This is a genomic window from Acinetobacter sp. TYF_19 (assembly GCF_043105125.1).
Classification (GTDB): domain Bacteria; phylum Pseudomonadota; class Gammaproteobacteria; order Pseudomonadales; family Moraxellaceae; genus Acinetobacter; species Acinetobacter johnsonii.
Genome location: NZ_JBICLH010000048.1, coordinates 79,972 through 94,672, shown reverse-complemented (window position 1 = coordinate 94,672; position 14,701 = coordinate 79,972). Strand labels below are relative to the sequence as shown.

The 14,701-nt window shown below is 42.5% G+C and carries 17 protein-coding genes and 1 pseudogene; 7 read left to right on the top strand and 11 right to left on the bottom strand.

Features of this window, described 5'->3' with window-relative positions; translation table 11 throughout:
- Nucleotides 1–226 precede the first annotated feature (226 nt).
- Nucleotides 227–577 carry a Spx/MgsR family RNA polymerase-binding regulatory protein gene (locus tag ACF8FD_RS06380; protein ID WP_078388305.1) on the top strand — a complete coding sequence of 117 codons (351 nt, stop codon included), beginning with the start codon at nucleotides 227–229 and terminating at the stop codon, nucleotides 575–577.
- 48 nt (nucleotides 578–625) lie between these two features.
- Here ACF8FD_RS06380 and ACF8FD_RS06375 read toward each other — a convergent pair whose 3' ends face one another.
- Entirely contained in the window at nucleotides 626–1,063 is a 438-nt protein-coding gene (locus tag ACF8FD_RS06375; RefSeq protein ID WP_234304341.1) for a DUF2147 domain-containing protein, read from the bottom strand.
- Nucleotides 1,064–1,218: 155 nt separating this feature from the next.
- Between ACF8FD_RS06375 and ACF8FD_RS06370 the strand changes: the two genes are divergently transcribed.
- The gene (locus tag ACF8FD_RS06370; protein WP_104221641.1) at nucleotides 1,219–2,130 is read left to right on the top strand and encodes an alpha/beta hydrolase; all 912 of its coding nucleotides are present in this window, start codon (nucleotides 1,219–1,221) and stop codon (nucleotides 2,128–2,130) included.
- Nucleotides 2,131–2,202: 72 nt separating this feature from the next.
- Here ACF8FD_RS06370 and ACF8FD_RS06365 read toward each other — a convergent pair whose 3' ends face one another.
- The gene (locus tag ACF8FD_RS06365) at nucleotides 2,203–2,769 is read right to left on the bottom strand and encodes an FMN-dependent NADH-azoreductase (RefSeq protein WP_039890677.1); all 567 of its coding nucleotides are present in this window, start codon (nucleotides 2,767–2,769) and stop codon (nucleotides 2,203–2,205) included.
- A 246-nt stretch (nucleotides 2,770–3,015) separates the two neighbouring features.
- Here ACF8FD_RS06365 and ACF8FD_RS06360 point away from each other — a divergent pair, with 246 nt between their 5' ends.
- The gene (locus ACF8FD_RS06360; RefSeq protein WP_234304340.1) at nucleotides 3,016–4,248 is read left to right on the top strand and encodes a GGDEF domain-containing protein; all 1,233 of its coding nucleotides are present in this window, start codon (nucleotides 3,016–3,018) and stop codon (nucleotides 4,246–4,248) included.
- Here the strand turns inward: ACF8FD_RS06360 and ACF8FD_RS06355 are convergent.
- From ACF8FD_RS06355 to ACF8FD_RS06335, 5 genes are all read right to left on the bottom strand, one after another.
- Nucleotides 4,245–4,883 carry a glutathione S-transferase family protein gene (locus ACF8FD_RS06355; protein ID WP_234304339.1) on the bottom strand — a complete coding sequence of 213 codons (639 nt, stop codon included), beginning with the start codon at nucleotides 4,881–4,883 and terminating at the stop codon, nucleotides 4,245–4,247. The two genes, ACF8FD_RS06360 and ACF8FD_RS06355, sit on opposite strands and share 4 nt — an antisense overlap.
- A 17-nt stretch (nucleotides 4,884–4,900) precedes the next feature.
- A complete protein-coding gene (dsbD, locus tag ACF8FD_RS06350; protein WP_234304338.1) occupies nucleotides 4,901–6,727 on the bottom strand; it encodes a protein-disulfide reductase DsbD in 1,827 nt (608 codons plus the stop codon).
- Between the two features lie 19 nt (nucleotides 6,728–6,746).
- Nucleotides 6,747–7,517, bottom strand: coding sequence for a transporter (locus ACF8FD_RS06345; protein ID WP_234304337.1), 771 nt, complete (start codon nucleotides 7,515–7,517; stop codon nucleotides 6,747–6,749).
- Between the two features lie 14 nt (nucleotides 7,518–7,531).
- Entirely contained in the window at nucleotides 7,532–8,074 is a 543-nt protein-coding gene (locus ACF8FD_RS06340; RefSeq protein WP_004978318.1) for a hypothetical protein, read from the bottom strand.
- Between the two features lie 139 nt (nucleotides 8,075–8,213).
- Entirely contained in the window at nucleotides 8,214–8,588 is a 375-nt protein-coding gene (locus ACF8FD_RS06335) for an HPF/RaiA family ribosome-associated protein (RefSeq protein WP_004691760.1), read from the bottom strand.
- Nucleotides 8,589–8,918: 330 nt separating this feature from the next.
- On the opposite strand from ACF8FD_RS06335, the pseudogene ACF8FD_RS06330 reads away from it, so the two are divergent.
- The 3 genes and pseudogenes from ACF8FD_RS06330 to ACF8FD_RS06320 all read left to right on the top strand — a co-directional run.
- Nucleotides 8,919–9,125, top strand: a pseudogene (locus ACF8FD_RS06330) (purine permease); the annotation flags it as partial.
- 153 nt (nucleotides 9,126–9,278) lie between these two features.
- The gene (locus ACF8FD_RS06325) at nucleotides 9,279–10,010 is read left to right on the top strand and encodes an outer membrane protein OmpK (RefSeq protein ID WP_178904722.1); all 732 of its coding nucleotides are present in this window, start codon (nucleotides 9,279–9,281) and stop codon (nucleotides 10,008–10,010) included.
- 96 nt (nucleotides 10,011–10,106) lie between these two features.
- Complete coding sequence (locus tag ACF8FD_RS06320; RefSeq protein ID WP_234304336.1) at nucleotides 10,107–10,613, top strand: GNAT family N-acetyltransferase; 507 nt, start codon at nucleotides 10,107–10,109, stop codon at nucleotides 10,611–10,613.
- Here ACF8FD_RS06320 and ACF8FD_RS06315 read toward each other — a convergent pair.
- Nucleotides 10,602–11,108 carry a DUF1877 family protein gene (locus tag ACF8FD_RS06315; RefSeq protein ID WP_234304335.1) on the bottom strand — a complete coding sequence of 169 codons (507 nt, stop codon included), beginning with the start codon at nucleotides 11,106–11,108 and terminating at the stop codon, nucleotides 10,602–10,604. The two genes, ACF8FD_RS06320 and ACF8FD_RS06315, sit on opposite strands and share 12 nt — an antisense overlap.
- A gap of 196 nt (nucleotides 11,109–11,304) precedes the next feature.
- Between ACF8FD_RS06315 and ACF8FD_RS06310 the strand changes: the two genes are divergently transcribed.
- Entirely contained in the window at nucleotides 11,305–12,027 is a 723-nt protein-coding gene (locus ACF8FD_RS06310; protein ID WP_234304334.1) for a hypothetical protein, read from the top strand.
- 74 nt (nucleotides 12,028–12,101) lie between these two features.
- Here ACF8FD_RS06310 and urtE read toward each other — a convergent pair whose 3' ends face one another.
- Genes urtE through urtC form a run of 3 tightly spaced genes read right to left on the bottom strand, consistent with a single transcriptional unit; the run spans nucleotide 12,102 to nucleotide 14,699 of the window.
- A complete protein-coding gene (gene urtE / locus ACF8FD_RS06305) occupies nucleotides 12,102–12,800 on the bottom strand; it encodes an urea ABC transporter ATP-binding subunit UrtE (RefSeq protein ID WP_004691766.1) in 699 nt (232 codons plus the stop codon).
- Nucleotides 12,801–12,810: 10 nt separating this feature from the next.
- On the bottom strand, nucleotides 12,811–13,629 hold the full coding sequence (urtD, locus tag ACF8FD_RS06300) for an urea ABC transporter ATP-binding protein UrtD (RefSeq protein ID WP_234304333.1): 819 nt from the start codon (nucleotides 13,627–13,629) through the stop codon (nucleotides 12,811–12,813).
- Nucleotides 13,626–14,699: an urea ABC transporter permease subunit UrtC gene (urtC, locus tag ACF8FD_RS06295; protein ID WP_005401483.1), complete on the bottom strand. Its 1,074-nt coding sequence runs from the start codon at nucleotides 14,697–14,699 to the stop codon at nucleotides 13,626–13,628. Before urtC ends, urtD begins: the two co-directional genes overlap by 4 nt.
- Nucleotides 14,700–14,701: the final 2 nt, after the last annotated feature.

Below are 14,701 nucleotides of genomic sequence, written 5' to 3'. Positions count from 1 at the left end.
GACGTTGTAATGAGACCCGCATGATCAGGATGATTAAATGCGGGTTTTCTCTTTTTTAGTCTCTGCCTTTTTAATGCTTCTTCTTTTTATATTCTATTTTTCTTTGATTTAATTCTAAAACGCTTTTATGACAAGACGATGACGCTGTTGACTTAAATCGCGACACTAGAGCTGCTGTGCTTTTTCCGTTACTCTAAACCCAGCTTAAAATTCAAAAGGGTGTTCCATGTTAAATGTGTATGGCATTAAAAATTGTAATTCAATGAAAAAAGCATTCGACCTACTGAATGAGTTAGGTTTAGCGTATGAGTTTCATGATTATAAAAAACAAGGCATTGATGCTGCCACTGTCAAAACATGGCTTGATCAGATTGGGGCAGATGTAGTCCTGAATAAAAAAGGGACCACTTGGCGTAAGTTGACTGAAACAGAACAAGACACTGCTTTAGCTTCAGAGCAAGGACTAATTGATGCCCTCACCACACATAACAGTCTCATTAAGCGTCCCGTAATTGCAACCCCGAAAGGTTTTATTGTGGGTTTCAATGAAGATGCAATTCGTGCCCTAAAAGCATAACAAAACAAAAAAGCCGAGCAATTGCTCGGCTTTTTTTGTTGGATGGGATTAGTTCGCGCGAATCCAAGTTTGGTTACGGCCTAACGCAGCCACGCCAATATAACCACGAAGCTCTAGTTTTTTACCACCAGCAGCAATGTTGCCTTTTAATTTATAGGTTTTACCAGTTTGCGGATCTAAAATTGATCCACCTTCATAGCTTGTACCACCCACATTTTTCAGACCATGTACAATCGTTAAACCTTTCAACGATTTGTTTTTGTATGGGCCTTCACACTTGGTACATGCATTTTCTTCACCTGGTGTCAAAATACCTTGAATACTCGCAGTTAAAGTTCCATTTTTTTGCTCAGTGAATTTAACCAAGGCTTTCGCTTGTTTAGTTTTGTCATCAATCGTTTTCCAAACAGTGCCATTCAGCGGATCTGCTGCATGAGCTAGAGCGGTTAATCCTAGTACGCTTAGTGCAAGTGCAATTTTTTTCATTTTTGTCATTTCCCTAGTCTAGTATAGACGACTATCATTATTAAAAAGTCACAACAATTTTTCAATTTTTCAATGTGACCAATTAGTGTAACCTTGTAAATTATGTTGGTAAATACACAAACTCAAGGTAAAACAAATAACAAAATGGAATAACTATGAAGATTGCCGATCCATGGAAACAAATCATTACAGAGCAGTTTTTAAAAACCACGATTCGAACCCCAAGTCGCTTTAGTCTCCCACCCAGTAGTCAGCGTTTTCTTCTTGAACAAATGTGTCGTGCATTTCCGCTCAATAAGTCGATCCAGATTCGTCCTCTACGTCTTGCAGGCCTGCGTGCGGAAGAGTTAAAACCTGAAACTGAAGCCACTCAGCTCATTTTGCATATTCATGGTGGAGCTTTCTTTTTAGGTTCAATGAATACCCACCGTGCGTTTGTCTCAGACCTTGCAGCCAGCACACAAATGCAAGTCATTCACCTTGACTATCCTTTGTCACCCGAACACCCCTATCCTGAGGCCATTGATGCGCTGTTTGATGTTTATCAGTTATTATTGGAACAAGGGATACAAGCCAAAGACATTATTTTATCGGGGGATTCATGTGGTGCAAATTTAGCTCTAGCCTTGGCGCTGCGCATTCGTGATGAGCAACGTCCTCAAGTCAGTGGGCTGATTCTGCTTTCGCCATTTTTGGATTTAAGCTTAACCAGTGAATCTATTCGCTATAACAGCAAGCTCGATGCACTGTTATCCATCGAAGCCCTTGAAACAGGCATCGACTATTATGTTCCAGAGCAAATCGACCCCGCCGACCCACTTGTTTCACCTTTATTTGACGATTTAGCAGACCTCCCACCGACCCTTGTACAAGTCGGTTCGAAAGAAATTCTCTTGGACGATGCACAGCGGTTTAGAGATAAAGCGACCAAGGCTGGCGTAGACGTAACATTTAAACTATACACAGGCATGTGGCATAACTTTCAAATGTTTAATGCATGGTTTACAGAAGCTAAAATGGCTTTGGATGATATCGCAGCGTTTGCTCAAGCGCTCGACCAAGACTAGACACATCCCGCATAAAAAAAGGTCAGCTGAACGCTGACCAAATGAGGAATCATGGGACTACAGTTATTGTTATTAAATCGCTTGCACCTGTGCTAAGGCTGCCGCAATGGCTTTGTCTTTCAGCTCTGGCCCCATATTCACGCCTTCAGCACGAATGATTTCAACATCGGTCACACCGGTAAAATTAAAGACGGTTTTTAAGAAGCCTTCTTGGAAGTCAACAGGACTATTTTCACCATAGACACCACCGCGACTACTGGCAATATAGGCTTTCTTGTCACCAGCCAAACCGACCGGGCCATTTTCAGTATATTTGAAAGTACGGCCTGCAACACTAATGCGGTCAATCCATGCTTTTAAAGTCGAAGTAATCCCGAAGTTATACATCGCTGCACCAATCACCACAACGTCCGCATCTAAGTACTGTTGAATAATACGTTCGCCCAGAGCCGATTGTTCTGCATTTTGACCCATTAAAATTTCTGCGTCTAAATGTGGAATCGGTTGCGTTGCCAAATCCAAATATTCAACCTCAACTTGCGCATGCTTTTCGCTAAGTTGCGAAACAATGGCTTGGCTCAACTGACGAGACACAGAAGCATCCGCCATAATACTTGAATCAATATGTAAAACTTTCATGGGATGTTCCAACATAATCTTTATTGAATAGTTGCATTTTAAAATAAGATTATCCTTAGAATAATAGGCCTATTCAAAACACTATGTTCTAAAAATAGAATGGTCTTTCCCTTCTGAGCTACATACTCAGTTCGTCACCTTTGATACCGTCTTTTTATAAGATTGTGATATGTTGAAAGTAATGTATAAGAAATCAATCACATTATTTAAAAAATAAAGCGGATATATCAAGGATGAAACGATTGAATGAGTTCATGGTTCTCAATATCTAAACAGCTAAGCAACAGCAAACTTTCTCATTATCTACTTGAAGAGGAAGTCATCATGAATTGGAGTACCTTGAAAAAGTGCATTCTGATGTTGGTTTTGGCTTGCATTATTCATGTTGCTTGGCTCGGTTGGGATAGCTTTATCCTACTGAACCCGCAATATTGGCAGGTGGTCAATCTCGATATTGTACGCATCCAATTTGTACTGAACTCTATCTTTTTACTGACCTTGTCAGGACTGATTTATCCCTGCTATGCCCTACATGATCGCGTCTGGGTGCAGCGTTTTTTACCCTATGTCGCAATCGGTATTTTTGTCATTTCTCTTTGCCAAGACAGTTATTTCGTTGGCGTATTAAGCCCCATGACTATGATTGCCTACATTTGTTTACTGACCGTGGGCTTAGTCCTGTTTAAACGCAAAATCATTTATATCATGCTGATTCCCGCAACCAGCTTTTTGGTCTTTTCAGGCTATCTCAGTTTTATAGATGTCATGCCCTACTCTCCACTTTTCACCATTAACGGCAAGCTGTTTTATAATGGGTTTTGGTTATTTTCAATGCTGTATTTCATTGCCCCTATTCTTGTCACTTGTCTGATTTTATTTGAAATCTTACTCAGTCAATGGCGGCATCGTGAGCGACTAATTCAACATTTAAGTCAGACCGACCCACTCACCAACGCCTTGAACCGCCGCAGTATTAACCAAAGCTTAGATGAGTTGCATCATGATAAAATTTGCCCCTATGCCATCGTGCTTTTAGACCTCGACCACTTTAAAAATATCAATGATCAATTTGGACATCATATGGGAGATACTGTTCTGATTGCCGTAAGTCAAAAATTAGGCCTTCATTTGCGTGAAAGTGATGTAGTGGGCCGTTTTGGGGGTGAAGAATTTATACTCATTTTAAAGCAGTCCTCTGCCCTTAAAGCTCGTCAAATCGCGGAACGTTGCCGTGCAGCCATTGAAGATTTAGTGATTCAAAATGAAGATGGACGTGCAATTCGCATTACTGCCAGTTTCGGCATTGCCCTAGCGACGGATAAATTGAAACCGCAACAGCTTTTGGATCAAGCAGACAAAGCACTCTATGCCGCTAAAGCCAGTGGACGTAATCAAATCAAATGCTATTTAGAAATCAATCCTGGTGAGATCAAATATAGCGCCGTATGTGCAGACACACAGCACACTTCACCCAGCTAAACTGCTTCTGCCCGTGCCGCGTCGACCCATTGTGTAACCGCAGAATGCTGCATAATCTGTTGCATATACTGCTGGCTGCGTTCAGATACAGGTAGTGCATAACTCTTGAAACGCATCACTACAGGGGCATAGAAGGCATCGGCTATAGAAAAATCACCAAATAAAAAGGTATGCTCATCCGAACGCTGTGCCCAAATTTGTTCAATTCGTTCGACATCTGTTCTTAATTCAGCATGCTGTGCCCACAGAGCTTGACCCTCAGCTATGCTGTACTGCGTTTGAATATGCATGGGACACAATTGGCGTAGTGCCATAAAACTACTGTGCATCTCACAACTGATACTCCGTGCTTGTGCTCTCAAATGGGTTTGTTTAGGCCACAGGGCTAAATCTGGATTTTGCTCGGCCAAGTATTCACAGATGGCTAAAGAGTCCCAAATTTTAAATTCGCCCACATCCAATACGGGCACTTTAGCATTGGCATGAATGTGGGACAGTTGCTGCTTAAAGGTGGGGGCTTCTGCATCAAAACGAATGAGGATTTCTTCAAAATCCAGATCAAATGCAGTCAAAACCAGCCATGCTCGCATCGACCAACTGGAGTAATTTTTATTGGCAATATATAAACGTTGCATACCCGCTCTCCTTCAGGTTAAAAACGTTGTAATTGAGCTAGCAGTTCAGCCTCAGTAAATGCACCGGTTAAACGTAAACCACGAATTTCTTGTTGTGAGGCATCTAAGAATAAATAGGTCGGTGGTCCTAAAATATCCCACTGGTTTAAGAGCACTTGATGGGTTGCATCGTAATGACTCAAATCTAATTTGATCAAATAATACGGCGCAAGTGCTTGCTGTACCGTTGCCGATTTTAATATACGGTGTTCGATTGGCTGACAAGCAACACACCAATCCGCATAGACATCGATAATGATCTTTTGACCTTTTGGTGCTTGTGCCAAGAGCTGCTTAAACTCCGCTGCTGTCGCTGCCACATGCCAACGCGCAGATGAAGCCACTGGTGCTTCAAAGAAACGCTGACTCTGCTGATATTGGCTATAAGCAATGTACGTCCCGCCAATAACTAAAGCCACGATATACAGCATACGCAACTGAGTTTTATGCCACATCAAACGATACAACACATAGATGATAAAGCTTAACCCTAGCAGCAGACTCAGGGCTTGCATCCATGTTTCAGAAAGCAAAGGACGTACAAAATACAACGCCAAAGCCAACATGATGAAAGCAAAGAATACCCGAACCTGATTCATCCACAGCCCAGCACGAGGCAATACCTTAGCGCCCAGTACGCTTGCCAGTAACAGCGGTGTACCCATACCAAAGCCTAAGGTGAACAGCAAAATGGCCCCTTGCCACTGGCTTTGTGTCTGTGAAATAAACAGTAAAGCGCCTGCCAAAGGCGCAGTCATACACGGTCCAACCAACAGCGCAGAGATCATGCCCATAATCGCAGCACTGATCAGGCTTCCACCCTTTTGCATAGACTGGATATGATCAAGTTTATTCACTACGGCTTGCGGCAGTTTAAGTTCAAACAAACCAAATAGATTGAGCGCGAATAAAACAAAAAGAATGCTAAAAGCAATCAGGGTGGATGGCTGTTGTAACCAACGCTGGAAGTTCAAACCTGCTGATGAGGCCACCAAGCCCAAAATGGCATAGACCATGGCCATACTGCACACAAAGACCAAGGCAATCATCCATGCTTTCAGGCCTTTGCTATCGCGAATAATTAATGAGGTTAAAATCGGCAACATCGGTAAAGAACACGGCGTAAACGCGAGTAATATCCCGAGGCCAAAGAACAGCAATAAACCATAGGCCAACGAGCTTTTGGCTAACTCTTCAGACCAAATTTGATCTTGCGCAGCAATCGCATCGGAAGCTGTTACAACGGGTTCAGCAGTGACTGTGGGGTTGATCGGCTCAAATTGCGGATTCGACTGCGCGGCTAAATCTAGCAGTCGTTTTGAGCCACCTGCTTGGTCTTGTAGACTGACCAAGCCATTGACATCAGTTTTAAACTCAATGCTTTGCGGTGGATAGCAAATGCGATCTTTGGCACAGCCTTGCCAAGTCACCTTATAAGTTTGTGAAGCCTGTGTGTCTAAGTCAAATTGCACTTGTTGATAATAAACTTGGGTGTGTCCATAGTTTTCATCATACAAATCATGCGCAGGCGGCAGCTCAAGCTTAAGGGGCTGACCCGCCTGCTGTACTTCAAATTTGTGCTGATACAGATAATACTGTTCAGGGATATTCCAGTGCAGTTGAGCGGTATGCTCAGTCGTGGATTCCACTGTAAATGGAAAAGCATCTTCAGCTGAAAGGAGTGGAGTTTCTGCACGAACGTTTAAGATACTGGCCCAGATACACAGATTGATGATCAATACTGACAGTGCCAGATACCACGTTTTGCCGCTCATCCCCTGTTTCAGATGAAGATGCTTTTTCATAATATGTTCTTTTTTCTAATTAAAATAAGTATGAAACGCCAAGTCCTGAATAATAACTTTTATCTGAACCATTTAAGTCAACACCAATACTTGCGTCTAACTGCATCCGATTATTCACCGCATACATGACACCTGTACCGAGCGCATATTCATTGTCTTGACTTTCTGCTTTACGATAAACCAATTCAGAAAAACCGCTAAGTTTATCGGTAAATTGATATTCTAAAGTCGGAATTGCAGAAATGGCCCAATCACTATTTTGCACTTCATAACGCATAGTGATGGATGTCGACACGAGGTCGCTATAATCGTATGCCACCACAGATGACAGGCTATAAATATCATCTTCATTGGTGAAACCATCATTACCTGTGGCAATAATCGCTTCAGCCAGTACCGCCATACTCAAGCGTTCATCATCCAAAGGAATCGCCGCTTTTACACCGACACTGACATCACCCAAACCATCTGTTTCAGACTTATTGCCTGCCACTTTCATTTGTTGCCAAGAGGGCCCAGCCCAACCCAATTGCAATTCGATGTTTTCAGCTAAACCTGTGCGCAATAGCATATCTGCATTTAAGCTGGTGGTTTTGACTTTTTCACCATCAGCCGTGGTCGATTCAGCATAGTGCGCATTGGCCAAGCCCTGCTCCCAAGCCAACTGACCCACAGGCGTAATCCCTGTCCCTATGCCCGAACCCGGACGATCAAAAGAAAAATCTGCGGCCATCGCATTCATACTGAACCCAGCGGCTACACATAAACCTAAATGTTTTAATTGCATCATGATGATCTCGCTGTTTAAGCTAATTCTTTTGTCATTTTTGCACCATGCTGACGAAGCAACTCTAAAGTTTGCTTTTCTTCAGCCAATGCTTCGGCCCAATTAATTTCGTCAAACTCACAATCAAAGAATAAATCGCTAATGGAAGATAAAATAGTTAAACCGTCTTCATCTTTGGTGTTTGGATCGACTTTTTCGTCCAATAAACGTTTGACCGCTGGCGCACATGCAGCACTTGCCGCATCCCAAAGTGGGCCATAAATTTCTTCTGTATCCCACAAATGCAAGTTTGCTTTGCCATGAATCAGTTGTTCTAAAATATCTAAATGTACCGCTAGAGTCTGTTGTTTTTCTTGTTCTGACAGTGGTGCACCTGCTTCATACGCTTCGCAAATCGCTTCCCACCATTTGAATAAGCCGTCTGACCAGACAGAAATCACAGGTCCTTTTTCAGGATCGATAAAATTGAGACTTAACCCATCGGTCAATAGACGTTGAACTTGTTGAAGATCTAATTCTTCAAGTGCTTGCACGAAAGCTTGTTGTTGCGCGGTTAACATGGAGATGACGCTCTTCAATTCAGTTTATTCTATTATGCCGAATAAACGGGGCATTTGTTATCCGTAATGTTGGATAAAAGTGAGTACTCAGCATTAAAAAAGCCCCTGATTGAGGGGCTTTTTTTAAATTCGGTGAGGTTTAATCTTCCTCATCATCAACCAGGCCATCATCCTGATCTGCATATACAGGTTGGCCAGCACGTGGTTTATCATTTTTTTCAAAGGTATGTTCTAAACTACGTTTAAGGCGATCGATCGCGCCATGAATCGCTGTATCGACATTATGACCTTTATGATTTACAACCACGGGTTTTAAACCTGCAGGACGTGCTTCAATCATACATTGAATGTCGTCATCTCCGCCTTTATGGCTATTGGCATCACTTAGATGCACTGAAAAGTGGGTAATGCGTTCACTGTGACGTTGAAATTCTTGATTCAGCTCTTCGCGTATATAACTAATTAAACGGTCACTATTTTGAATGTTTTTATCTGTACGGATTTCTATGTTCATAAAATAACATCCTCTCTCTTTCTTTATTCGACTCTTTTTTTGTACGAAGATTTTTATCTCTTGGCACACTTGTAACTTACTGTTTTAACAGTATTCGACCATCTTCAATTGCTTTGGAATGTAACCTCCATCGATTGAATGATGAACACTTTTGAGTCTGCAGATCTGTGTCCTTCTCCTTTGAATATCGGGCCTAACTGAAAATTATGCAAGTGATATTTTTAAAAAAATATGAAAAGGATACTTATTGTGACAAGCCCTTACTTGTATGGCTAAAAACAGATGGATTTGATTCCATCTTCTAACTATTCACGTGACTTCATTGGCTAGAATGAACAAAAAAATCTAATGATTATGACAACTTCAATTACGGCAGGAATGACTGCAAACATCGATCATTCATTCTTTGCAAACATCCCTAAATAAGTGCAAACCCTGTTCCATTCTAGGATTTTCCCGAGCTGTATCATGTCGATATTGCTAAATTTATTATTCAATCACCTAACATTTTTTCCAAGGAGGTCCATATCAAATTAAGTGTCATGCCTGAAAGGTAACATTAAACCATTTGGTAAAAAAAGTATAAAAAATGGCTCATTTTGATATCTATTTTCTATGACGTTCGTCAAATTTGGCTTTATTTTTGCTTAATAATCGGTATCCTGTATCCGATTTTTTGGGGAAATATTCATGAAACTGACTCAAATTGCTGCTTTCGTAGCATTATCTTCTGCTGCGGCAATTTCTCAAGCTGCGCCGATTTGGCAAGACTTTAGCTTCACTGGTTTATATGGTGAAAACTACAAATCACCATTTGTGACTCAAGACGAAAAACTTGAGCAAACAACCATTACTGCAGAATATGCAGCTGGCTTCAAATATGGCGATTTCTTCGCTTTCGCTGACCGTACCAACAACGATGCTGATGGCAATGAAACTTACTTTGAAGTTGCACCACGTTTCAGCTTAGGTGCGATGACAGGAACTAAACTTGAGCTTGGCCCAGTTAAAGATGTGTTAGTTGCAACGACATGGGAAGGCGGTGAAGGTTTCAATAACTACCTCTATGGTATTGGTTTTGCCTTAAACGTGCCATATACACAGTATGCAAACATCAACTTCTACAAAGCAGATAACGACCTGACTGATGATGATTATCAAATGACCATCAACTATGCAGTACCGTTCAAACTTGGTTCTGAAGACTTTTTAGTTGATGCCTTCCTTGACTGGTCAACTGCTGAAGATGACCATGCAAGCGAGTTAAACTGGACTAGCCAGTACAAATGGAATGTAGGTAAACACATTTCTCCAGATACACGCCTATACGTGGGTATCGAGCACTCAGTTTGGAATAACAAATACGGCTATAAAGGCGTTGACCAAAATGACGTAAGTGCGTTGATCAAATATCACTTCTAATTCACTTTTGTGAATATCCAAAAGCAAGACTTCTGTCTTGCTTTTTTTTATGCAAAAGCCGCATGATAAAGCCCCAATGCATACAACCTTGCCTTCATGTCTTTTCTCATTCGTCTGGCTACTGAACACGATCTGCCCGCGATCCAAAATATTTATAATGCAGAAGTCTTACATGGCATGGCCACTTGGAATGAACATGCCTATGATTTAGCGCATTTCCAAAAACAATTACTATACTTTCAACAAAACCAATTTCCATTTTGCGTGGTGGAAGACCAAGAGAAAAAGGTGATTGCAGGATTTGCAGACTATGCTACCTTCCGTAATTTTTCAGGCTATCGTTATACCGTTGAGCACTCGATTTATATTTCACCCAACTATGCCCGTCAGGGCTTAGGCCGGCAGCTTTTAGGCTATTTGATTGAACAAGCAAAAATGCAACACATGCATGTCATGGTTGCAGGGATTGACCACGCCAATCTGGCTTCAATTGCTTTGCATGAAAAGTTTGGCTTTGTACAAACTGGCTATATGCCCCAAGTCGGACAAAAGTTTGGGCAATGGCGTGATCTGGTGTTGATGCAACTGCTGTTAAATCAGTGAGGTCGGGACTAAATTGTCACTGGTGACGCTGATCACGGCATATGTATGCTTGGCCGCATGTTCATAAAAGTTTCTGAGCTGAGCAAAGACTAAACTCAACTCAGCAAATTGCAATTCAATCGATTCGCTCTGGATGCCATGTTCCTGTTCTAAGCGTTTCAAACAATTGGTTTGCATATGCTTTTTAAAATCTTCGATATCCAGTTTTTCTAAAGCCTCTTGAACTTCAACCACACGAACCGCGGTGTTATAACGTACCTCTGTAAGTTGTTTTTGGCACTCTGCCAAGTGATGCTCGGCTTGCACACTCAAGGCCAGTAATGAAGTGCCAGACTTAAAACTGCCTTGTAATAAGGTCTGTAAGATTTTCCAGTTTTTACCTAAAAGCAGATGTGATTCGATGTGCTCCGAATTCAGCACATCGTCGACAGAAATCGATTCTAAAATCAACGTTTCCAAAGCATTGGGCGGAATACTTAATAATAATGTGTCCATATGGCTGCTCTTATTGTTGTTGCTTTGCATTAGCTTAGCGCGTCTAAAAGCACACTGCTCAAACAATTTGTATGAGTAATTTTTCAGTTTCTATCATTCCTCTATGTTGAATAATTCCGAGCCCCTAAAGATTGTCCCTTTACTTCGAATAGCTCCCTATGTTTTATTCAAAGCATAACGAAAATGGAATCAAATCATGCTTAAGTATCCATTCTTGATTGGACTTTTAACTGTAAGCACACTCGCTTTAGCAGACTACACCTTTGAACAAGAACTTCGCCAAGGTTGTGCTAAAGTCAAAAGCTCTGCCAGCACTGGTAAGAAATTTTATGATCAAAAACAATATCAAAAAGCGTTAGAGCAATTTCAGTATCAGGCGACGTGGTCTTCTTTTTGTTTAATGAATCAACCTGAAAGCGGTCTATCCCTTACTGAGCGTGATGTCGAAATTGCCAATAACAATGTCGGTTTAAGTTATAGCAAGTTGGGAAAACCGCTTTGGGCTAGAGCATGGTTTTTGCGTGATGCTGAGTCTAAATCCAGTCAATTTAATTTAAAGCAACTGCCACCCCCTAAACAATCAGCAACACTGGCAGGTAAATATGTGCAGTATGCAGGCTTTGGGCAGTGGAATCAGATTAAGGTAAAACCGCTTAAAAATGTATATCAGATTGAATTTAATGGTCTTTATATGGGACTACGCAGTCTCATCTATGGCCCCAATATTGGCGAATTTGAAACCACAATGCCGCTAAATCGAACTCAAGCGCAATATCAGGTCGACGACTGTAAAATTAATTTAAAGTTCGCCTTCGATCCCAAAATGGGACACACCATCCGTGTCAGCGAAACCAATAACATGAGCTGTGGTTTTGGGCACAATGTTTCGGCAGACGGTTTATTTCTAAAAGTAGACTAAGATCGCGATACAATATTCAATATTTTCATCATTATCCCCCTCTCCCTTTGGAAGAGGGGGGATAATAAAAAAGCTTAAATCGCTACCAATTCTCGAATACCTTTTGCAGGCATTTCACAGCCTGCCCCTTGTGCAATCACTTGCCCACGGGCCATGACGGTATATGCATCGGCCAGCTCTTCGGCAAAATCATAAAACTGCTCGACCAAAACCACTGCCATGTCGCCGCCATCCGCCAGTTTACGAATCACTCGGCCAATGTCTTTGATAATAGAAGGTTGAATGCCTTCTGTAGGCTCATCCAAAATTAACACCCGAGGCTCTGATGCTAAAGCACGCGCAATCGCCAGCTGCTGCTGCTGCCCCCCTGATAAATCCCCGCCTCGGCGGTGCTTCATTTCATCTAAAATTGGGAAAATTTCATACAAATGCTCAGGCACTTTTCGAGTTTTCGCCCCCTTAAACTTGGCCATACCAATCAAGATATTTTCTTCGACTGTTAAGGTCGAAAAAATATCGCGCCCTTGCGGCACATAAGCCAAACCCGCACGCACGCGTTGCTCGGGGCTCATTTTTGAGATGTCCTGACCATCAAGTAAAATCTGTCCAGACTTAATCGGTAAAATCCCCATTAAACATTTAAGTAAGGTGGTTTTCCCAACGCCATTACGCCCCAGCACCACGGAGCACTCTCCTACAGGTGCTTGAAAGGAGACATCTCTTAAAATATGGCTGCCCCCGTAAAACTGATTGACGTCTTTGACTTCTAACATAGTCGGCTCCTTAACGTCCTAAATATTTCTCAATCACATCTTCATTGGTCTGTACCTCAGCCAATGTACCTTCGGCTAAGATCGCTCCTTGAGCCAGTACCGTCACTTTTTCACTGATAGTGTCGATAAAGCTCATATCATGTTCAACCACCACCAAGGTGTGATTTTTCTTCAACTCTAAACACAGCTCAGCCGTGCGTTCTGTTTCGGCATCAGTCATGCCTGCCACAGGTTCATCAAGTAAAATCAGCTTAGGACGTTGCATAAGCAACATACCGATTTCCAACCATTGTTTTTGTCCATGTGACAACAGCCCCGCAGGTTTATGTACCCACTCTTCTAGGCGAATTTGCGCCAATGACTCATCCAAAGCCAACTGCGCATCTGGATCTAGTTTGCTGAAGAAGCTTTTCTTCACCCGCTTATCTTTGGGTGCAGCGAGTAGCAAGTTTTCCATCACGCTAAAGTTTTCAAATACCGTTGGTTTTTGAAATTTACGCCCAATGCCTGCTTCCGCAATTTGCTCGGTACTCATCTTGGCCAAATCATAGTTTTGCCCAAAAAAAGCTGAGCCTTCGGTCGGTCGGGTTTTGCCTGTAATCACATCCATCAGTGTGGTTTTACCTGCCCCATTGGGTCCAATGATGCAGCGTAGCTCCCCTTCTTGGATGTATAGTGATAAATCATTTAAGGCCCGAAAGGCATCAAACCAAACACTAACTTTTTCCAAGTACAGTGCAATCCCATGACTGAAGTCGGCGCCTTGTTCTTTGGGACGTCCATAGCCGTCTGAAGCATGGCCACCATGAGGTTGTATTAGCTCACTCATTCGCTACGCTCCTTTTTAAAACGGTCAAACAGACCAATCACACCTTTGGGTAAGAAAATAGTGACCACAATAAATAAAGCACCCAAGATCAATAACCATGCTTCTGGATAAGCCACGGTGAAATAGGTTTTCACGCCATTAATTAACCCTGCACCCAAAATTGGGCCAATCAAAGTTCCTCGACCACCCGCAGCCACCCATACCGCCATTTCAATCGAATTGACAGGGTTCATTTCACTCGGGTTAATAATGCCAGCCTGAGGCACATACAAAGCTCCTGCAATACCTGCAATCACTGCGGACAGCACCCATGCAGAAAGCTTGTACCACAGCGTGCGGTAGCCCAAATACTGCAAGCGGTTTTCACTGTCCCGAATCGCCCCCAGCACACGACCGTAGGGTTTATTCATGAGATGACGCAACCCCACAAAGCACAACATCAACACCAAAGCCGTTAAGGAACATAAGGTGGCACGCATGGGAGCAGAAGTGATGTCCATGCCTAAGATGGTCTTAAAGCCAGTAAACCCATTGTTTCCGCCAAAGCCTGTTTCATTGCGGAAAAACAATAGTGCCGCAGCAAATGTCATGGCCTGCGTAATAATCGAAAAATACACGCCTTTAATTTTGGAGCGAAAGGCAAAGAAACCAAAGATGAAGGCCACCACACCGGGCACCAACACCACCAAGGCCAAAGCCCATAAGAAATGATTGCTGCCCACCCAATACCACGGCAGTTCAGTCCAGCTTAAAAAACGCATAAAGTCAGGCAGGCTGTCACCTGCCGTCTGGCGCATCAGATACATACCAAAGGCGTAGCCGCCGAGGGCAAAGTACAAGCCATGGCCTAGGCTTAAAATGCCTGCATACCCCCAAACCAAGTCTAGTGCCAAAGCCACCAGAGCCAAGCACATGATTTTGCCAATCAAGGTGACCCAATACGCAGAGAGATGAAAGGCTGAATCGACTGGTAACAAATGTAACCAAGGTAGGATCAGCATCACCGCAAAGCAGACCGCAATAGCGAGCGCACTATAAGGTTTATCGGAAAATAAAGAAGTGATTTTCATGC